Consider the following 20,274-nt stretch of genomic DNA (forward strand, 5'->3'; position numbering starts at 1 on the left):
CGATAATGCTTCTCATTAACAAATGACTAACCCGTGGCGCTGCCACGCTATCCGCGGAGGGAGTTTTTCATGCAAGCTGCGGCGCCCATCGACATGACCGGCCAGATACCCACCGAGGTGGTCCACGCCTACCCCGGGTTGCAGTGGATCGCCAGCGGCTCGTGCAGCAACAGCGGGCTCGATGCCTATGCAATGCACCTGGGCTTTTCCGAGCCGGTGCGCATCGCCGGCTGCGATACCGAGCCGCGCCTGCATATCTCGGTACTGCTGCAGGGCAGCCTCGACGCCCAGGGCGATGGGCGCAGGCTGCGCTTCGAGCCGCACCAGGCGATGCTGGCCCAGTTGCCCGGCGTACCCTGGACCATGCAGCTGCAAGGCGAGATCCGCGAGGTCGGCCTGCTGATCGCGCCGCAGGCACTGGAGCAACTCGCGGGCGAGCAAGGGCAGGAATTCCACAGCCGCCTGATGGCGCGGGGCGCATTCGCGCTGCATGCGGCCGACCCGGCCACGCTGCAGGCCACCAACGAGCTGGCCGCGCTGCTGCTGGGCGAGGCGCCGGGCGGCGCCCTGCTGCGCGAGGCCAAGAGCCTGGAAGTGCTGGCGCGCATCATGCAGTGCCACGGCGATGCGGGCGCGGCGGTGCCCGCGGCGGCACGCCGCCGCCTGCAGCATGCGCGCGAGCTGCTGCTGGCCAACCCGGCCCAGGCACCGACCATCGACGCGCTGGCGCGCGCCTGCGGCATGAACAGCTTCAGCCTCAAGCAGGGCTTCAAGCAGCTGTTCGGCACCACGATGCATGCCCTGCACCAGTACGAACGCATGCGCCTGGCCTGGCGCCTGATCGAAAGCAGCGAGATGAATGTGACCGAAGCCGGTGAACACGTTGGCTATGCCAACCTGAGCCATTTCGGCATTGCGTTCAAGAAGCAATTCGGGCTGCTGCCCAGCGAGCTCAGGCGCCGCGTGGCCTGGGCTACGAACGCGGGCGCCCGAAAACGGTCATGACGTAGTCCGTCATCTCAAGCCCATGTTCCTGCGCAATCGCCGCCAGGCGGGCCTCGATCTGCGGATCGAAGAATTCATGCACCTGGCCGTCGGCCAGCGAGACCAGGTGCCCGTGGTGCGGCTCGCCATCGCACAGCTCATAGATCGCGCGGCCCGCGCCCAGTTGGTTCTTCTTGAGGATGCCGGCTTGCTCGAACTGCGACAGCACGCGGTAGACGGTGGCCAGGCCCAGGTCGAAGCCGAGCTCGACCAGCTGACGATAGACATCCTCGGCCGTGAGATGCCGCCGCTCGCTGCACTGGAACAATTCCAGCACCTTGATGCGCGGCAAGGTCATCTTCAGCCCGGTGTCCTTGAGCCTGTCTAGTTGTTCCATATGCTGAAGCGCCGCGCGGTTGGCGGCGAGATGATGCTATTGATCGGGACCATGGAGAAAAAAGCATGGCTGGCCGGCGAACCGATGGCTAGCAAAAACGACCTTGGAGGCTGCATGCAACCTCGGGTCGCCCCACGATGAAACCCTGGAGGGGAAGCGGCGCTGCTTTCCTCTCTCGCAATGCCCGCATCATAGCCTAAAAATTAATGATTCTCATTTATAAACGAGAATTAAGCATGGATATTCGGGCTGTCCGAACGATGCCGGGCCCGCCGCCGCTCACTTGCCGGTGGCGCCATCGTCCGGTACATAGATGATCTCGCCGCTCTCCAGCCGGTAGGCGGTGCCCACGCGCTGCCCCTGGCGGGCGCTCGCGCCGTCGGCCCCGGCATCGCCGGCTACGTAGCGCGAGACCTTGCCGCCTTCGCGCGTGATGATTTCCATGTTCGGCTGGCCTGGATTCTTGACCACGGTGAAATCCTTGGCGGTGAGCATGTCGGCAATGCGCAGGTTGGACACCAGCGCGATCATCAGCGCCAGCGCAAAGACCAGGGCGACATCGAACAGGTTGATCAAAAAGCCCATCGGGTCCATGTCGTCGCCGTCGGCGCCGCGCAGCAGGGAGCGGCGGCGCCTCATGCAGAGGTCTCCCGCAGGCGTGCGCTGACGAACTCCAGCAGCGACAGGTCGTCCAGCGCCCAGCGCTGCGCCGCCTGGTGCAGCATGAAGCCGATGGCCCCTATCGCCAGCCCGACGACGGTGGTGGCAAATGCCACCTCCATTTTGCGCGCCAGCACCGCGATGTCGCCGGCGGCCAGCGCCACCAGGGCGGGCCCCAGCGGTATCAGTGTGCCCATCAGCCCCAGGAGCGGGCCTATGCGCGTCATGGTGCGAAACAGCGCGAGCCGGCGGTCCGCGGCCAACTCGAACCCGGCCAACACGCGCTCGTGCCAGGCGGCGTCGGCGGGTGCCTGGCGCAAGGCGGCCAGGGCCTGGCGCAGCGCATCCGCCTTGCGCACCGTGGTGCGCTCCAGCGTATCGAGCAGCTCACCGGCCGGCACCAAGGCCAGCGCACCGGTGCCGCGCATGCGATGCAGGCGGTCGCTCCAGCGGCCGTAGAAGTCGCCCAGCGCCAGCAGGCCGCGTACCAGCAGGTAGAGAATGGCGACCACCACCGGCACCTGCAGCGCGGTCGAGATCCAGGAGAGGGTTTGTATCAGTGATTCCATGTTTGCTTTCTTGAGGAATTCAGCACCGCCGCTGCAGCAGCCAGCCCAGCGCGGCCAGCAGGGCGACTACGGCAGCCATGATGGCCAGCCGCCCGCCCCACAGCGGTACGGGGCCAATGGCAGCCTGAAAGCCGGGCCGCGCCAGCCACAGCCCGGCCAGGGCCTGCGCGCCATGGAGTCCCACGCGCAGCGCGCAGCGCGTGGCGGCATCGGGCAAGGCCCAGCGCAGCAGCACCGCTGCGGCAACCAGCGCCAGCGCAAAGCCCAGGGCGCACAACCCGGCCAGCGCGCCGTAGTCCCAGCCATCGACCTGCAGCATCACCGCCACCTGAGCAAAGAACAGCGACAACAGCGCCGACGGCGGCAGCAGCCAGCCCAGCCAGCGCCAACCGCGCGCCGCCTGCCCCTGCTCGGTCTGCGCGGCTTGCACGGCCTGGCTGCCGAACAGCAGCGCCTCGGCCAGCAACAGCGCCGCCAGGTCCTGCCGGCGCTGAGGCGCCGCAGCCCAGTGCAGTATCTCGGCCATGCTGGTGCGACTGGCCAGCTCGCCCAACGCCAGCAGCGCGGCGGCCAGGACCAAGGCCATAGCCACCTGCCAGGGTCTGGGCCAGTCACTGGCCAGCAAGGCCGCAAGCGCGATGCAGCAGGCAGCCAGCAGCACCAGAATGCCCCCGTCCCAGCTCATGCCCGTGCTCCATGGCGGCGGCGCAGCCACCACACCAAGGCCGCCAGCAACGCCAGCGCGCCAGCCAACACCGCCATGGCGGATGCCCCCGGGCGCAGCGCCATGGCCGGCTTCGCGCTGACCGCGCCGGAGGCGAGCGGCGGCTCGGATGGGCGCGCCGCCGGCGCACCGTCGGCCTTGCGCAGCACGGTGGCCTTGTCGGTGGCGATGGCCACGCCCTGGTTCGAGGACTGCAGCGCCGCGTCGTAGGCCTTGCGGCTGTCGCTTGCCAGCTGCTCGGCGATGAAGCCGCGCAACGCCCGGTTGTCATTGACAAAGCCGGTGCCGCTGGCGCCAAAGCGGGCCACCAGCTCGGCATGCAGGCGGGCGACCTCGCCCAGGCGCGCCGCCCCCGGCTGCCAGTAGCCCTTGCGCGCGGTTTCCAGCATCACTGCCGTCATCTCCTGCAGTGCATAGGGATTGGCGCGCTCGAAAAACTGGTGCACGCCCAGGCCGCGTGCATCGCGCACATAGGTATCGTGCAAGGCATCCCATAGCTCGTGCGGGATGGCGTCGGGCTTCATCACATTCCAGCCATAGAGGTTGCGCAGGGTCTCGGCGAACACCTCGGCGGACGATGCACCGCCCTTGGCCAGGGCCTCGATGTAGGCCGGGTTCAATACCGTGGCGCGTGCCTCTGCCGCGATGGCCACCTTGGCCTCGCGCATGGCAGGCCGCGAGGGGTTGCGGTAGTCACTGAAGTACGCCGCCGGATCTTGCCCGGTGACCTCGCGCACCGCCAGGTTCAGGCCGCCCATGAATTCATAGACGTGGTCCAGCGAGATGGGGCCCCAGGTATTGGATTCGAGCGGCTGCACCACCACCTGCGTGCCGGCCAGCGCCGCCTCGAACGCCCCCGCCTGGAAAGCGCCCCACAGCTCGCCCTCGCCAAAGGCGGCACCCATGTTGGCCAGATAGGTGCCGGCGACCTCGGCGCGCTCCTGCCAGCGGTCGCCGGCCTCGACCATGCCCATGATGCCGCTGCCGTAGTTGCCGTTCACGCCTCCGAACACGCGCACCGCGGCAAAGCGGCGCGCATCGGCCGGTGCGGCGCCTCGCTCCTTGAGCGCCCGCTCCACCGCCTGCACGCCCTGGGCGACCGCGTTGTCCTGCTCGCGCGCCTGCGCGGCCATCGCCACGGCCTGGTTGATGAGATACAGGCGCGACGCCGCCAGATCGCGCAACTGGCCGGATGTTTGCACCACCACGTCGATGCGCGGGCGGCCCAGCTCCTCGCGCGGGATCAGGCGCAGGCCCGACACGCGCCCGAACGGGTCGCGCACCGGCGCCACGCCCAGCAGATAGAGGATCTGCGCGATGCCGGCGCCCTCGGTATGGATGAAGTCGCCGGCCCATAGCGTGAAGGCGACCTTGCCCGGCCACTGCCCATCGTGCGCGGCACGGTGCTGGGCCAGCATCTGCTCAGCCATTTGCCGGCCCACGGTCCAGGCCTGCTCGGACGGGGTTTTCTCCGCGTCGATGGCAAACAGGTTGCGCCCGGTGGGCAGCGCGGCCGGATTGACGAGCGGGTCGCCGCCCGGCGAGGGCGGCGTATAGCCGCCGGCCAGCGCATTGCCAAGCGCGGCCAGCTCGCGTGCCGGGCTTTGCGCCAACTGGGCCCGGTAGTGGGGAATCGCCTGCAAGCGCTCGCGCAGCGTGAGTACGGCCTGGGCAAAGCGCCTCTCGCCCTCGGCACTTTCGGCGGCGCTGCGCTCCAGGGCACGTGCCAGGTGCGCGATGCCGCCTGCGGCCCGCTCGCGGCGCTGCTGCCATTCATCCGGCAGCGGCCCCGCTTGCTGCCAAAAGCGCAGGCTCGCCAGCAGCAGCGCTTGCGCCGGTGCAGGCATTGCGCTCGCCCGTTGCCGTGCCGCCGATGCATCGCCCACAGCCTCGGCCGCCTCCAGCGCCCCCTGGTGCTCGCGAGCCTGGACCAGCAAGCCCTGGCGGAGATCCTGCGCCTGCAGCCTCACCTCTTGCTGCAATGCCGGGTCGGCCAGCCAACCCAGGATTTTCTGGCGCACCGGCTCGGCCTGCATCGCAGCCAGCAGGGGCTGCACGTCTGCGTCGGTGGCGATCTCCAGCGCCCGGGCCATGGCAGGAATGGCCTGGGCCACGGCGCGTGCGGTCTGCAGCGCCTGCGGATCCAGCGTGCGCAGCGCCTGCTTGAGCTTCTGGTCGGAGCGCAGCCCCTCCAGGAATTCGCGCTTTGCCGGGTCGGCCAGCGCGCGCGACAGATGCCGGCGCAACGCGGCATCGCCGGCTCTGCCACCAGACACGGTGGCCGAAGGGCGGCGCGCACGCGACTCGCCCATGGCGATCAGCCCGCGCACCAGCTCGTCGTCGCCGGGGCGGCTCTGGGCCCGCTCCCAGTCCTGCGCGCGCTGCAGCTCGCCAGGCTGCAGCAGCTGCGCCAGCAGCAGCTCCGGGGCAGCACCACGCTCGGCCCGGGCGATCAAGGCCTCGGCACGCGGCCGGTAGGCATGGGCCAGCCAGGCCGCGCGGTCGAGCTGTTCGCGCCGCACGCTGCCGCGCGCCACATCCAGCTCGGCCAGGGCCTGGACCACCGCATCCAGCCCCATCAGCCGCGCGGTGGCAGCCAGCGCGGGCGGCGCATAGGCGGTGCCCAGCGTGTACAGGCCGGCGGTGATGCGCGCGCCCGCCACGGTTTCCATGTGGTCGGCGAGTTGCTCCAGCTGCGCCTCGCTCCAGGGCTTTTGCGCATCGAGCCCCAGGTCGCGGTGCAAGCCCAGCGCGGCCGCCTGGCGCTGGATGTCCTGCGCATACTGCTGCCTGATCGCCGGGCTGCCTGCGGCCGCCCAGGCCTGCAGGCGATCGGCCAGCTGCTTGTAGCCGGCCTGCACGCCGCCCTCGCGCAGCGGCGGCGTCAGGTGCGAGACGATGGTGGCATAGCCGCGGCGCTTGGCGATCATGGCCTCGCCGACATTGCCCATGGTGTACAGGTACAGGTGCGGCAGGCCGCCAATCAGGGCGTCGGGCCAATCGTTGTCCGACAGCGCCACCTGCTTGTAGGGCGTGAATTCCAGGCTGCCGTGCGTGCCGAAATGCATCACCACGTCGGCGCCAAAGACTTCGCGCGTCCATAGGTAGGAAGCCAGATAGGGCCAGGGCGGGGCCTGCTTGGTGCCATGCACCAGCTTGAAGCTGTCGCCACCCACTCCGGGCAGCGGCTGCGGCAGCAGCACCACGTTGCCCAGCGGCACGCGCGCGACGGCGATGCGGCCCGGCTGGCTCAGGTACGCGCCAGGCGCCGGGCCGAATTGCCCGGCCACCTGTTCGCACAGGGCCCGGGCGATGGCCTTGCCGCACCATCCGCCCAGCTGCGCGGCAGACACCCACGCCGGCTCCGCGTCGCGCAGGAACCGGGCGAAATCGCCCTTGGCATAGGGCCCGATATTGGGGCCGTGCTGCTGTAGCAAGCTGGCGAAGCCGGCTTGGGTGGCGGGCAGCCCGTCCACACGGTAGCCGTCGGCCTGCAGGTGCCTGAGCAAGGCGTAGAGTGAAGGCACCACCTCCAGGTCGCCCGCCGTCAGCGCGCTCTGGCCCGGACCTTTGTAGTAGTAGATGGCGAGCTTCTTGTCGGCATTGGACTTGGCCTTGAGGGCCACGGTGCGCTGCACCAGGTCGGCAAATCGCTCCAGCCGCTGCGGCAGCGCCCGGAACACGCGCAGCCCGTCCTGGTCGCGAAACTGTGCGGCAATCGCCATCGGCGTGGTGGCGCCATCGATCTCGGGCAGCGTGACCGACATGGTCAGCAGCCCGCCATCGACGCCGCGCTGCTCGGCCTGCCATTCGCCGGCTTCGCTGAACACGCTGACCGGCGCGAACAGCGGGATATTGCGCGCCCGCAGCCATTGCTGCGCCTCGTCGGCCTGCCCCACGGTGAGCCTGCCGTGCGGCATGTACACCACCGCCGCCGGATCGGCCTGGCGGAGAAAGGCCAGCCGCTGGCGCACGGCGGCAATGGGCACCACCTCGAAGCCACGCGCCTCGAAGGCGCGGATGCTCGCATCCACATGGTCGCGGTTGGCATTGAAGGGGCCGGGCACGCTGGTCAGCAAGGCCAGGCGCGGGCGGCCCGGCCTCCAGCCCGGCTGTTTTTGCAGGTACTGCTCGAAGCTGGCGAAATCGGCGAACACCGCGTCGTCGGCCAGATGGAAGAGCACGTCCTGCGGCACGGGCAGCGGCGGCTCCACCGCGCCCGCGAACCAGCGCTTGCCGTCCAGCACCCGGCGGGCATAGGTCTGCAGCCGCGCGTAGTTCACCGGGCCGCCGGCGCGCAGATAGGCCGCGACGGCGTCCAGATCCGCCCCCTTCAAGCTGGTGAGCGTGCCGTGCTCGGGGTTGGTGGCGCCGTCGACGTAGATGGCCGTGCCTGCCTGGACGGCGGCGCGCAGCTGCTGCGCCTGCGCGTCGTCGAGCTTGAGGCCGCGGCCAAAGACCAGCACCAGGTCGTGGCGCCGCGCCTGGGCGAGGCGATCCAGCGGCAGCACCTCGGCACGGGTGAAGATGCCAGGACTCGCCTTGATCAGCCGCGCGGCCTGGAAGTCCGGGTAATGCACCAGCGCGACCCGCGTCGGCGCAAGCCAGCTGTGCCATGCCAGCCACAGCGCGGCGGCGGCCAGCAGGATCAGCAGGCCGGCGATCAGCATGCGGCGCCCGCCCCGGATTGTTTTTATTGAACCACGAGCCCACTCCATTTTTTCCTGCCTGTCCTCAAATATGCGCAACCATAGTTTTGTGATGTTATAACATTCAAAGTTTGTCGAATCGGAAAAAGTGGAGATAGCATGTTTCGTGTGACACGGCTGTACGCAGCCATGTGGGGTATATGGGCCGCCGCTGGCGGCACCGTGTGGGGGCAGGAGTTGCCGGCAAATGCGCCGGCCGGGCTGGATGGCGGCAAAGCAGCATCGCTGCCGGCAGTCGTCATCACCGCGACGCGCCAGCCCACCGCGGCGCTGACCACGCCGGCCACCGTGACGGTGATCGATGAGGCGCAGCTGCAGGACAGCCTGGCAACGGACTTCAGCGAGATGTTCCGCTACGAGCCCGGCATCGCCGTCAAGCGCGAGCCGCGCGGCCGCGGTGGCGAGGCCGGCATCGAGGTGCGGGGCATTGGCGGCCAGCGCCTGGGCATGTTCGTGGACGGCGTGCCTCTGCCCAGCGGCTATGTCGCCGCTGGCGCCAACCTGGGCCAGCTGAAGCTCGACCCGCTGTCGCTCAGCCGCACGGAAGTGCTGAAGGGCCCTGCGTCCAGCCTGTACGGCAGCGATGCGCTGGCCGGCGTGGTGCTGTTTCGCACGCTGTCGCCGCAGGATTTCCTGGACAGCTCCAGGAGCTTCGCCGGCTCTGCCTCCACCGGCTTCGACGGCCGCGACAACAGCCGCTGGGGCCATGCCGACCTGGCATTTCGCGCCGGCCCGACGCAGAACCTGCTGTCCTTCACGGCGCGCGATGGCCACCAGCTCAAGAACCACCCGGACGGCGCCCTGCACCCCGACCCGCAGGACAGCCAGCAGCGCAGCCTGCTGCTCAAGTCGGTGCTCGACATCGACTCCACGCAGTCACTGACCTTCAGCGGCGAACACTACGAACAATCCATCCGCACCGGGCAGCAATCGCTGATCGGCCCGATTGCCGGCGGCACACGCATCACCGGCAGCCAGGCCGACGACAGCAGCCGGCGCGACCGCCTGGGACTGACCTACCGCCATGCGCCCAGCGGCACCTGGTTCGACCACTTCTCGGCGCAGCTCGACTGGCAGCGCAGCAGCAGCACCGAGCGCACCCACGACATGCGCCAGCCGCCCGGCAGCTCGCCCGGCCTGCAGCGCGACGGCACGCTGGCCTACCGCGAGCCACAGTGGTCGGGCAACCTGCAGCTGGATGGCCAGCTGGAGCGCGCCGGCATCGCGCATCGCTGGGTGGCGGGCGTGGACATGGTGTCCAAATCGGTCAGCGTCTACAGCGATGCGCTGCAGCGCACGGCTGCCGGCACCGGCGCGACGCATGTGATCGACGGCGACGTCTACCCCCGCAAGACTGCGCCCGATACCGACGTGCGCAACATCGGCATCTTCGTGCAGGACGAAATGGCCTTCGGCGACGGCAGGCTGCGCCTGACCCCCAGCCTGCGCTATGACACCTACCGGCTCTCGCCCCAGCCCGATGCCCTGTTCGCCAACGCCAACGTTGCCGGCAGCGCTCCGGTGGGCCTGAGCAAGAGCGTCTGGACACCGCGCCTGGGCCTGAGCTACGAATGGCGTCCGCGCCAGGTGGCCTACGCCAACTATGTGACCGGCTTTCGCATGCCCACCTACGACCAGTTGAACCGCATCGGCCAGGTGCCGGTGTCCACCTTCATCCACGACTTCATCCCCAACCCCAGTCTCAGGCCCGAGCGCAGCCGGGGCGTGGAGCTGGGCCTGCGCGGCGAGAGCGGGATCGGCTCATACGAGCTGTCGGCCTTCTATAACCGCTACACCGATTTCATCGACACGCAGATGATCGCCTATATCCCGGCGGGACAAAGCGGCGGCCCGCGTGCCATCCGACGCTTTCAGTCGCGCAATATCGGCGAGGTGGAGATCTACGGCATCGAGGCCAAGGGCCAGATGCCGATCGCGCAGCGCTGGCGCCTGATCGGCGCGCTGCAGTGGTCGATGGGCAACGACAAGAGCGCCGGCCAGCCACTCAACAGCATCCAGCCCGCGCGGCTGGTGGCCGGGCTGCGCTGGGACCAGCGCGGCGGACGCTTCGGCGCGCAGCTCAGCGGCAATTTCGTTGCGGGCAAGCGGCGCGTCAATGAAGTGCTGGCGCAGACCGGCCCGACCGCCCCGGTGCCGCTCAAGACCGCCGGCTATGCCACCCTGGACATGAGCGCCTATTGGCGCCTTGGCAAGCAGACCACGCTGAACCTGGCCGTCTACAACCTGTTCGACCGCCGGTATTTCGACTGGTCCACGGTCAGCGGACTGACGGGCAACGACAGCCGGCTGGCGGCCTACACCGCACCGGGGCGCACCGCCTCGGTCAGCCTGAAGATGGATTTCTGAAGCCGCTATCCCTGCACATCGCAGCGGCCGCAGGTGCCGTGCATCTCGACGGTGGCGGTGTTCATGCGGAAGGCATGGTCCTTGGACCAGCCCTTGAGGCGGCGCTCGACCGCCTGGTCCGGAAACTCGTCCACATGGCCGCACTGGTCGCAGATGGCGAAGACGACCAGGCCATGGCGGTGCTCGTGCGGGTGCGCGCACACCACGAAGGAGTTCAGGGTCTCGACCCGGTGCACCAGGCCGTATTCGATCAGCTTGTCCAGCGCACGGTACACCTGCTGTGGCGCACGCAGGCCCTCGCCGCGCAGGTGGTCGAGCAGCGTGTAGGCGCTGGCCGGACTCTCTTCGCGCGCGAGCGCATCGAGCACCAGCGATTGGTGCTTGGTCAGCTCATGGGAGTGCGGCTTGGCGGATGGCAGCATGGCATGCGGGTGTTATGTCGTAACACCCGGCAGTGTAGCGCCTCCACCACCGCCCTGCCCGGGCCGGCGGGCCTGGGTGAAGATGCGCTCACGCGCGCGCCAGGCTAGCAGCACCACCAGCGCCAATCCAGCCATCAGGCCCAACAGCATTCCAGGATACCCGCCCCAATCCAGCAACAAGCCGGCCAGCATGGGCGCGGCAGTGCGGCCGGCAATGAACAGGCTGGACTGGATGCCATAGTCCAGCGCCGACAGGCCTGGCCGCGCGTGGTACATCATCAGCCCGAATACCAGGCCGGCCGAAGCGCCCATCGCCAGCGCCACGCCCATGCAGGCGGCAATCAGCGCACCCGGCCCCAGGCGCAGCATCACCGCGGCCGCCAGCACGCCCAGCGCCAGCAGGTTGCATGCCGCAAACAGCGGCAACGCCCAGCGCGCGCCATGCCGGCGGGACATGCGGCCGCCAGCCATGCTGGCCACGGCGGCGGCGAGCCCGCCCGCGACGCCGACGATCAGCGCGATCTGCTCCGGCGCAAAGCCCTGGTCGAGCATCAAGGGCTTGAGATAGACCCAGACCGCGCCGATCAGCGGGCAATACAGCACCAGCAGCAGTGTCCAGGCACGGTGCTCGGCGGTGCCGAACCAGGCCCGCCATTCGCGCGCACCGGCCCGCGGCCGCTCGGCCTGTTCCATGCCAGGCTCCGTGCCCTGCCCTGCCGGCACCGCCAACAGCAGCAGCACTACTGCCGACAGCAAGCCCAGCGCCAGCACCTGCAGCGGCCAGGCCCAGCCCAGGCGGGCATGCAGCATCAGCATCAGGCCACCGCCCACGATGGCGCCGATCGACGTGGCCGCCGAGCGGACGGCGCCGGCGCGCATGCGCTCGGATGCGGGCAGCACCTGGATGGCCAGGGCATTGACCGGCACGTCGGCCCAGGCTCCGAGCAGGCTGACCAGCATGGCCAGCAGGAACAGCAAGGCATACGGCGTGCCGCGCAGATCGTGCGCGCCCAGCACCAGCAACGCCACCGCATAGGCCAGACCGAGCACGATGGCCCAGTTGCGGTAGCTGCGCCGTCCCCAGCGCCAGCGGTCGACCGGGGTCGCCAGCACGAACTTGAGCACCGCGGGCAGGCCAGACAGTTGCAGCAGGCCGATGTCGGTGCCGCTCCAGCCCTGCTGGCGCATGACGAGCGGCAGGCCCACATACAGGTAGATCACCGGCGCGGTCAGCACCAGATGGACCCAGCCCAGCAGCAATTGCTGCGGCCACCATGAGCGCAGCGCCTGCCGGCGCGCCAGCTTCATGGCCGCCGCCCCGCATACACCCACACCGGGGCCATCGGGAAGTCTACGCGGCCCAGCGCCCGGACATCCACGCAGCCCGCCTCCAGCATCATCCGCGGCATATCGCCCTGCCGCGGCAGGAAGTTGCCGCGCAGCAGGAGCGCGCCGTAGAACGGCAGCACCCGGGCCGCGAGCGCGGCATCATCCACCAGTTCGGCATGGGCCAGCAGCAAGAGGCCGCCGGGCCTGAGCGCCTGCAGCATCTTGCGCACCGCCGCCTGCGGATCGTGCAGAAAATGCAGTACCGAAGAACTCCAGATCAGGTCATGGCCGGCGCCGATGGCGTCGTGGTTCAGATCGCAGCCCACGGCCTCCAGGCGCTGCGACAAGCCGGCCGCAGCGATGTTGTCGCGTGCGACTTCGGCGGTTTCCGGCTGGTCGCAGACCGTGCCCGTCCAGCCGGGAAGGCGCCTGGCCAGCGCAATCGCCACATGGCCCGGCCCGCCGCCCAGGTCCAGCAAGCGCCCGTGCTGCGGCAGGGGCGGCAGCGAATCGAGCAGCCGCTGCACCGCCGGCACGGTGATCGCGCGCTGCTCCTGGCCGATCTGCTCGCGCGCCGCCTGCGCCCAGCTGCCCTTGGGCGCGGCCGCGCCGTCCGGGCTGAGGGGATTGGCCCCTTCGCGCAGCAGCGCGCCCCATTGCGCGGCAAGCCCGCCCAGCAATCGGGCGCGGTACAGCCAGGCCTGGGCGCAGTTGTCGGGGGCGTCGTCGGCAAAAAAGCGGGCGGCCATCGCTGAGGTGGCGTATTCCGGCTCGGCTGCAGGTTCTGGCAGCTGCCGCCGCAGCAGCTCCATGCTCCACAGCAGGTCCAGCCAGACCCTGGTGGCCGCCAGGTTCAAACCCAGCTGCTGAGCGGCCGCCGCCGCGGTCGCCGGCCGCAGCAGGCGCTGGAACAGCCCATGTTCGAGCGCCTGCTGCAGCGCCTGGGCCTGCAGGGGCGCTGCCGCGATGCCCCAGAACGGCTGCAGCGGGTGCGAGGTGTGAAAATCCATGCTCATATCCTTCAAACGTGTTTACATGCGCCAGGCCAGCCGCACCCCTGCTTCGCGCGGCGGGCTGTAGACGGTGACGAAGCCGTTCTGGTAGCCCACCGCGTCGTAGCGGCGATTGGCGGCGTTGTGCACATAGGCGGAGAGTTCCCAGCGCCCATGCCGGTATCCGGCTACCAGGTCGAGCAGGCCGTAGCCGTTGCGCCGGTAGCGGTTGGCCGCATCCAGATAGACCTTGCCGCTGCCCCGCAGGCTGGCCTGGGCATACCAGCCCTGCGCTGCCTGGTAGCGGACGCCGATGTGGCCGCTCAGGTCGGGGGCAAAGGGGTTGCGCCGGCCGCCATAGTCGGCCGCGCCATCGACGAAACGGTCGAAGCGCGTGCGGTTCCAGGCGAGCCCGCCCTGGACCTGCCAGCCCTTGCCCAGCAGGTAGTCCAGGTCCAGCTCAAGTCCCTTGGAGCTCGCGGAAGCCGCGCTGGTGATGTACATCGTGCCGGGGACCGGCATCTGCATCACCTGCATGTCGCCGATATCCATCACATAGGCGGCCAGCGAGTAGCGCAGGCGCCGGCCCATGAGCGCACCCTTGATGCCGCTCTCGTACGACCAGGCCTTCTCCGGCCCGTAGGCGGGATAGTTCATGGCCGGCGACATCACGTTGAAGCCACCGGTACGCACGCCGCGGCTGATGCTGGCGTACCACTGGTGCTGCGGGCCGATCTGGTATTGCAGCGCCAGCTTGGGCGACAGGCTCGTCCACGCCTGCTTGCGCCGCGCCGTCCCCAGGGGCAGGAGCTCAACCTCCAGGCGCTCGGCGCGGGCGCCGGCAGACAGTGTCCAGCGCTCCGACAGCGGCAGGCTGCCGTGCGCGAAAATCGCCGCCGTGCCGCTTTTCTGCGTGGCGCGCATGTCGGCCAGTCCCATCGCGGTCTGGCTGATGCTCTGCAAGACGTTGTCGCTGCGGTCGGCATACAAGCCTGCCAGCCAGTCGGCGGCACCCGCCCGCCCTTCCAGCCGCAGCTCCTGCGACAGCGTGCGCAAATGGTTGTTGCGGCCTATATGAAGCATGTCCGCAGGCATGAAGTCCGTGTCCTGCTGCACGCGGTCGCGGAAATCATTCAGCGCAGTGACCGCATGCAGCTTCAGGCCCGAGGCCAGCTCATGCCGGGCCTTGAGCGACAAGGTCTGGCCCCGGGAACGATTCCAGCTCGCCGTGCCGGAGGCCACTTGCGCCCGGCGTGCCGCTGGAGCGCCCCACAGCGCGGCGCCATCGCCGTATTGCGAGCGCGCATAGCGCAGCACCAGATCGGTCGCGGCGCTGGGCGTCCAGCGCAGGCCGAGGCGGAGATCGCCGCGCTCGCGGCCGTCTTCCTTGCGGCCGGTATGCGTGTTGTCGATGAAACCGCCCTGCTCCATCCAGCTGCCGGCGATGCTGGCATAGAGCCGCTCTTCGGCAATGGGCCGGCTGAGCGCGAACTGCAGCGCACGCTTGTCGCGGCTGCCGGCCTCGACAGCCAGGCTGGCGCGCGGCTCGCCATCCATCGGCAGGCTGTGGATGGAGATGACGCCCGCCTCGGCATTGCGCCCATACAGCGTGGACTGGGGCCCGCGCAGCACCTCGATGCGGTCGATATCCAGCATGCCCTGCTCGAAACCCTGGGCCGTCAAGGTCGGCACGCCATCGACCAGCAGCAGCGTGGAGGTGGAGAAGCTGTTGAAGTTGGCCGTCAAGCCGCGCATGACCGGAGAGTTCATGCCCGCCTGCCCGAACGGCTGGAACGACAGGCCGGGCACCCGGCCTTCGAGTTGCTCCATGCGGGTGATGCCGGATTGCTCCACATCCAGGCCGCCCACCACCGCCACGCTGGCCGGCACCTTTTCGAGTGGCCGCTCCACCTTGTCGGCGCTGACGGTCACGGGGGGCAACTCGGGCCCGTCTTCGGCATGGGCCGAGCTTGGGAGTGACGACAGCGCCGACACTGGCAAGGCAAGCAAGAGGATGCGCCGCAGCGCTCCGTGTTCATGTTTCATGCGATGTTCCAAGACAAAAGATCACTGGCCATCACTGTAGAATTCAAGTGAGAATGAATATCATTTGATATTTAGCCAGACAGGATTCTTTCTTTGGCATTCCGGAGCGCTGCAGCGCTTTTGGTGCAATCCCGGCATAAGAACGTGCTCAAAGGAGGCTCGATGAACAACCCATTCAGGGCTGCGGATCTGCCCGCATCCCTCCAGGCCGGTGCTGCGCCCTGGCGGCGCGCGCGGCTTGCCGAGGCTTTCGGCCGCTGCACCAACGACTCGCTGGCGCTCGCCGACGGCCTGACGCTGGTCTACACCCACTACACACCCAGCCGCGATCTGCTGGAAGCCAGTGAGGTGGAGCGCGACACCCCATGCCTGACCCTGACGATTGCGCTCGAAGGACAATCGAGCACCCTGGCCACCGGTGGCCAGCGTTTCGACTTTGTTTCCGGGCACAGCACCATCACAGCCTTTACCTGCGTGCATAGCGAGCGCCGCTTTCCCGCCGGGCAGCCGGCCCGGCAGCTGCGCTTGATCGCCGACGAGCCGCTGCTGCACCGGTACGGCCTGGCAAGCCTGCTCGAAGGCAACGGAGGCAAAAGCAAAAGCCAACCCGCCCGCCAGCTGTTCTTTGGCAAATACGGTGGGGCAACGCGCAGGCTGGCGGCTTCGCTGGTGCACCTGCACGGCCATGGCGGCGGACTGCTCGACCTGCAGATCGCCGCGCTGGGCCTGCTGTCAGAGCAGACCCGGCCGCTTGCCTCGCTGCCAAGGCCTGTGGGACGCATCCGGCCGGCAGACCAGGAGCGGATACTGAGGGCCCGGGAACTCTTGGTGAACCAATTCGAGCGGCCGCTGACCATCGCCTACCTGTGCACTGCCGTCGGCACCAACGAATTCAAGCTCAAGCAAGGATTTCGCGAACTGTTCGGCACCAGTCCGCACCGCTTGCTGACCGACATCCGCATGGCCAAGGCCTGGGAATTGCTGGAAACCGGCCTTCATGTCTCCACCGTGGCATACCGCGTGGGCTACCAGCACCTCTCCAGCTTCAGCGCCGCCTTCGAGCGCTACTACGGCATGGCCCCCAAATCGGTGGCGGGCGCGCGCAGACACGGCATGGCAAGCAGCTGAGCACCGCTACCGCTCCAGGTGCGCCTGCATCAGCTCCTCGAACCAGTCCAGGAACACTGCCAGCCGCCGCGAACGCTGGCGGCGGTGCGGGTACAGCAGCGAAACCGGCATCGAGGCCGCACGGTAGGCGGGCATGACTTCCACCAGCTCCCCCGCATCCAGCAGGTGCTGCACATCGAACCTGGGAATCTGGATCAGGCCCAGGCCGGCGCGGCAGCAGGCGATATAGCCCTCGGCATTGTTCGTCACCACCTGGCTGGGGATCTCCACGGCATGTTCGGCTCCGTCGCCAGACAGATAGACCCAGGGCAGCTCGCGCCCGGTCGTGGGCGAGGCGTAGCCCACCATGCAATGCCCCGACGCCAGATCGCCGGGCCGCCCGGGCACGCCCCGCTCTTGCAAGTAGCCGGGGCTGGCGCAGTTGATCAGTGCGATCGTGCCCAGCGGGCGCACCACCAGGCTGCTGTCTTGCAAGGTGCCGACACGCACCGCGCAGTCCACCCCTTCCTGCACCAGATCGACGGCCCGGTCGCTCGAGCCCAGCACCAGGCGCAGCCGCGGATGGCGGCGCAGCAAACCCGGCAGCGCCGGCGCAACCAGCCTGCGCGCGATGCGGCTGGGTACGTCGACCTGCAGTTGGCCCGACGCCTGGCGCTCGCTGGCCTGGAACAGCAGATCGATCTCCTCCAGGTCGCTGAGCAGTGGACGCAGGCGTTCGAGCAACTGCGTGCCGTCGGCCGTCGGCCGCACCTGGCGGGTAGTGCGGTGCAGCAGCCGCACGCCAAGCTGGGCCTCCAGCTGCTGGATGGCGGCCGAGACCGAGGCGCGCGGCACCTCGAGTGCATGCGCCGCCTTGATGAAACTGCCCATCTCCGCCACCTGCACGAAGACCCGGTACTGGTCGAATCTGTCCATGTTCCTCGCTCTGCGCCAGGCTTGCCCCACTGCCTCAACCCGCGAAGCCGACATTATCCAGAAACGCCTGCGCCCCAGGCGATGTTTCGCGGCCCGGCAAGGCCTGGAGGCCGCCGCCGGCGATCAGGCACGCCCCTGGCCTTGGCCGCGGCGGCCCGCGCGCAGATCCCACGCCGCCACCGCCAGGATGACCGCCAGCGTCAGCCAGCCCATGGCCAGCAGGCTGACCGAGCGCGCGATCGGCACCAGCGCCAGCAGCGCGGCCGCGCCGGCAATGTGCGACAGCGGCACCCTGCCGTAGACCACCTTCTTGTACACCGCGCTGCCGAGCAAGTAGATGGCCGGGCCGGCGATCAGCATCGCGGCCTGCGCAGCATCCGCATGCCCATGCGGGTGCGCCATGACCAGGTCGTTGCCGACCGCCGACGCAATGATGCCGGCCAGCAAGATGGCATGGATGTAGTGCAGGTAGGCCCCCATGCGGCCCGGATCGCTGGAGTGGACGATCGCATCGGTGGCATCCTTGCTGGACGTGCCAAAGTACAGCCACCACAGCGCCAGCGTGCCCATGAAGGTGGCCAGCAACACCTGCAGCAGCGCGCCGTCCCAGACGGCGGTGTCGGCCAGCACCGCGCCGCTGGCAAGCAGGGTTTCACCGAGCGCGACGATCACGAACAGCTGGCAGCGCTCGGCCAGGTGCCCGCCCTCGATGGTCCAGTCGCGCGTCTGCGAACGGCCCATGCCCGGCAGCGCGAAACCGAACATCGGCGACAGGTATTCGCACAGCACCGCGATGAACCACAGCGCGATCCGCAGGCCATGCCCGGCCAGCCCCCCGGCGATCCAGAGCACCGCGGCAATGCACACCCAGCCGAGCATGCGCCGGTAGTTCGGCGCCAACGGATGCGTGGCCGGCAGCTGCAGCACGATGAAGGCGGTTCTGCCCACTTGCATCGCCGCGTAGCTGCCGGCGAACATCAGCCCGCGCTCGCCGAAGGCCTGCGGGATGCTTGCCGCCATCACCAGGCCCAGCAGCATGGTGGCGAACAGCAGGCCGCGGATGCGCGGTGTTTCCGGATCGAACCAGTTGGTGACCCAGCAGGTGTATTGCCAGCCCAGCCATACCGCGAACCACAGCACCAGGGTCTGCACGACCCCGGCCAGGTTCAGGTGGTGCAGCAGCTGGTGGCTCAGCTGGGTGACCGCGAACACGTAGACCAGGTCGAAGAACAGCTCTTCATAGCTCACCTTGGCATGGTGGCCATCGCGGTGGCGCAGCAGCGGATGGCGATGGTCATTAAGGGCAGTTGAATTCATCGCTTCGCTCAGGTATGCAGCAGGCGCCAGACCGCCAGCGCAGCGAGCGCCGGCACCAGGAAGACGAACAGCAGAATCGGCAGCTCTTCGCGCACGCTGTAGCCGGCGTGGCTCACGCCGACCCACAGGTTGGCGATCGCCACCAGCAGCCAGACCGGCACGAAGGCCTTGGCGGCCAGGGCAACACCCGCGGCATTGCCGCCCCAGAGCCAGCCGAACAGGGCAAACACGCCCTGCAGCACCAGCCCACCAATGATCACCAACAACACGTGCACGATTCTCTCCTTGTGAATGACCGAAACGCCAAAAGGCCAACCACTACGAAAACAAAGCCAGGCTGGCCGCAATGTCCTTGTCGGCATAGGGCGGAAACACGTCGAGCACCCGATCCGGGTTGCCGATCAGCAGTGCCTTGGTATTGCTCAGCGCATCGAAGCCGGCCTTGCCATAGTACTTGCCCATGCCGCTGTAGCCAACGCCGCCGAACGGCAGGCTGTCGATCCAGCAATGCAGGTTGGTCTGGTTCACACAGCCGCCGCCGAATGACACGCTGCCCAGGAAATAGTCGATGGCCGCCTGGTCCTTGCTGAAGATATAGGCAGCCAGCGGCCGGGGCCTGCGCTTGATGGCATCCACCACCTCGCGCAGATCGTCGTAGGGCAGCACGGGCAGCACCGGGCCGAACACCTCCTGCCGCATGGCCGAGTCATCCCACGCAGAAGGATAGAGAACCGTCGGCTCGACGTAGCGGCCGGGAACATCGAAGCGTCCGCCATGCACCGTTTTTTCCGGGACGATGTACGAAGCCACCCGCTGGGTGTCGTGTTCGCTGATCATCCGCGCGAAATCCGGACTGAGCGACGGGTCTTCGCCGTACATCGCGGTCAGCGAATGCTTGAGCCGCGCGATGAACTCGTCGGCAATCGAGCGCTGCACGCAGACATACCCTGGCGCGATGCACCACTGCCCCGCGATGGCGTTGTGCCCCCAGGCGATGCGATCCACCGCGATATCCAGATTCGCGCTGGCATCGACGATGGTCGGGTTCTGCCCGCCCAGCTCCAGGATGACCGGGGTCAGATTCTCGGCCGCCGCGCGCATCACCACCTTGCCGACCGTCGAGCTGCCGGTGAAGAAAATGAAATCGAACGGCAATTCCAGCAAGGCAGCGATCTCCTCGCGACCACCGGTCACCACGGCGACATTCTCCGGCTCGAAGTACTGCGACAGATAGCGTTGCAGCAGCGCCGCGGTCGCCGGTGTCGTGTTGGCCGGCTTCAGGATCACCGTATTGCCCGCGGCCAGCGCGGCGATGGCCGGATCCAGCAGCAGCAGGATAGGCGCATTGAACGGCCCTACGACCAGTGTCACGCCATAGGGCTCTTTGAGGATCACGCCACGGTTGCCCGTGGCCTCGAGCCCGCTCGGGATCGGCACCGGCTGCGGCGCCATCAACGCCTGCAGGTTCTCCCGGTAATAGCGGATCACGCCCAGCGGCACGGTAATCTCGAACAGCTGCTCGAAAGGAGGCTTGCCGAAGTCCTGGTGCAGCGCTGCGCAGAACTCGTCCTGATGCTCGCGCAGCATCCGCTCCATGCGGTCCAGTTGCTCGATGCGCCATTCGTACGACTTGGTGGCATCGCTGTGGAATCTTGCCCGCTGGGCATCGAATAGGGACTGGTACCGGTTGGTCATGAAGCGCCTCTGCTGAAGGG

Annotated in this window: 16 protein-coding genes; 3 read left to right on the forward strand and 13 right to left on the reverse strand. The window is 68.4% G+C overall.

Annotation, left to right across the window (positions count from 1 at the left end; all coding sequences use genetic code 11):
• The first annotated feature begins 69 nt into the window (after positions 1–69).
• Positions 70–1,005, forward strand: coding sequence for a helix-turn-helix transcriptional regulator (locus tag ACODRX_RS03985; RefSeq protein ID WP_488869747.1), 936 nt, complete (start codon positions 70–72; stop codon positions 1,003–1,005).
• Here the strand turns inward: ACODRX_RS03985 and ACODRX_RS03990 are convergent.
• The 5 genes from ACODRX_RS03990 to ACODRX_RS04010 form a co-directional block, all read right to left on the reverse strand.
• Positions 974–1,381: a transcriptional repressor gene (locus tag ACODRX_RS03990; RefSeq protein ID WP_488869748.1), complete on the reverse strand. Its 408-nt coding sequence runs from the start codon at positions 1,379–1,381 to the stop codon at positions 974–976. The genes ACODRX_RS03985 and ACODRX_RS03990 overlap by 32 nt on opposite strands.
• 279 nt (positions 1,382–1,660) lie before the next feature.
• Entirely contained in the window at positions 1,661–2,020 is a 360-nt protein-coding gene (locus tag ACODRX_RS03995) for a DUF2149 domain-containing protein (protein ID WP_488869749.1), read from the reverse strand.
• Positions 2,017–2,610, reverse strand: a complete 594-nt coding sequence (locus ACODRX_RS04000; protein ID WP_488869750.1) for a MotA/TolQ/ExbB proton channel family protein — start codon at positions 2,608–2,610, stop codon at positions 2,017–2,019. The genes ACODRX_RS03995 and ACODRX_RS04000 overlap by 4 nt, the downstream gene beginning before the upstream one ends.
• Before the next feature lie 19 nt (positions 2,611–2,629).
• Entirely contained in the window at positions 2,630–3,295 is a 666-nt protein-coding gene (locus ACODRX_RS04005; protein ID WP_488869751.1) for a hypothetical protein, read from the reverse strand.
• Positions 3,292–8,004: a cobaltochelatase subunit CobN gene (locus tag ACODRX_RS04010; protein WP_488869752.1), complete on the reverse strand. Its 4,713-nt coding sequence runs from the start codon at positions 8,002–8,004 to the stop codon at positions 3,292–3,294. Before ACODRX_RS04010 ends, ACODRX_RS04005 begins: the two co-directional genes overlap by 4 nt.
• A gap of 138 nt (positions 8,005–8,142) precedes the next feature.
• Between ACODRX_RS04010 and ACODRX_RS04015 the strand changes: the two genes are divergently transcribed.
• Positions 8,143–10,410: a TonB-dependent hemoglobin/transferrin/lactoferrin family receptor gene (locus ACODRX_RS04015; RefSeq protein WP_488869753.1), complete on the forward strand. Its 2,268-nt coding sequence runs from the start codon at positions 8,143–8,145 to the stop codon at positions 10,408–10,410.
• Between the two features lie 5 nt (positions 10,411–10,415).
• On the opposite strand, the gene ACODRX_RS04020 is transcribed toward ACODRX_RS04015, so the two are convergent.
• Genes ACODRX_RS04020 through ACODRX_RS04035 form a run of 4 tightly spaced genes read right to left on the reverse strand, consistent with a single transcriptional unit; the run spans position 10,416 to position 15,199 of the window.
• On the reverse strand, positions 10,416–10,832 hold the full coding sequence (locus tag ACODRX_RS04020; protein ID WP_488869754.1) for a Fur family transcriptional regulator: 417 nt from the start codon (positions 10,830–10,832) through the stop codon (positions 10,416–10,418).
• A 12-nt stretch (positions 10,833–10,844) separates the two neighbouring features.
• Positions 10,845–12,140, reverse strand: a complete 1,296-nt coding sequence (locus ACODRX_RS04025; RefSeq protein ID WP_488869755.1) for an MFS transporter — start codon at positions 12,138–12,140, stop codon at positions 10,845–10,847.
• Positions 12,137–13,171 (reverse strand): class I SAM-dependent methyltransferase, encoded by a 1,035-nt coding sequence (locus ACODRX_RS04030; protein WP_488869756.1) that lies wholly within the window; start codon positions 13,169–13,171, stop codon positions 12,137–12,139. Before ACODRX_RS04030 ends, ACODRX_RS04025 begins: the two co-directional genes overlap by 4 nt.
• Before the next feature lie 21 nt (positions 13,172–13,192).
• On the reverse strand, positions 13,193–15,199 hold the full coding sequence (locus ACODRX_RS04035) for a TonB-dependent receptor (RefSeq protein ID WP_488869757.1): 2,007 nt from the start codon (positions 15,197–15,199) through the stop codon (positions 13,193–13,195).
• Positions 15,200–15,361: 162 nt separating this feature from the next.
• Between ACODRX_RS04035 and ACODRX_RS04040 the strand changes: the two genes are divergently transcribed.
• Complete coding sequence (locus ACODRX_RS04040) at positions 15,362–16,327, forward strand: helix-turn-helix transcriptional regulator (RefSeq protein ID WP_488869758.1); 966 nt, start codon at positions 15,362–15,364, stop codon at positions 16,325–16,327.
• 6 nt (positions 16,328–16,333) lie between these two features.
• Here the strand turns inward: ACODRX_RS04040 and ACODRX_RS04045 are convergent, their stop codons facing one another.
• The 4 genes from ACODRX_RS04045 to ACODRX_RS04060 all read right to left on the reverse strand — a co-directional run bounded on the left by ACODRX_RS04045 (position 16,334) and on the right by ACODRX_RS04060 (position 20,254).
• Complete coding sequence (locus tag ACODRX_RS04045; RefSeq protein WP_488869759.1) at positions 16,334–17,242, reverse strand: LysR family transcriptional regulator; 909 nt, start codon at positions 17,240–17,242, stop codon at positions 16,334–16,336.
• 123 nt (positions 17,243–17,365) lie between these two features.
• Positions 17,366–18,559 (reverse strand): low temperature requirement protein A, encoded by a 1,194-nt coding sequence (locus ACODRX_RS04050; RefSeq protein ID WP_488869760.1) that lies wholly within the window; start codon positions 18,557–18,559, stop codon positions 17,366–17,368.
• An 8-nt stretch (positions 18,560–18,567) separates the two neighbouring features.
• Positions 18,568–18,834 (reverse strand): hypothetical protein, encoded by a 267-nt coding sequence (locus ACODRX_RS04055; protein ID WP_488869761.1) that lies wholly within the window; start codon positions 18,832–18,834, stop codon positions 18,568–18,570.
• A gap of 43 nt (positions 18,835–18,877) precedes the next feature.
• Positions 18,878–20,254 (reverse strand): aldehyde dehydrogenase family protein, encoded by a 1,377-nt coding sequence (locus ACODRX_RS04060; RefSeq protein WP_488869762.1) that lies wholly within the window; start codon positions 20,252–20,254, stop codon positions 18,878–18,880.
• Positions 20,255–20,274: the final 20 nt, after the last annotated feature.

Source organism: Comamonas sp. FG99 (genome assembly GCF_057808605.1).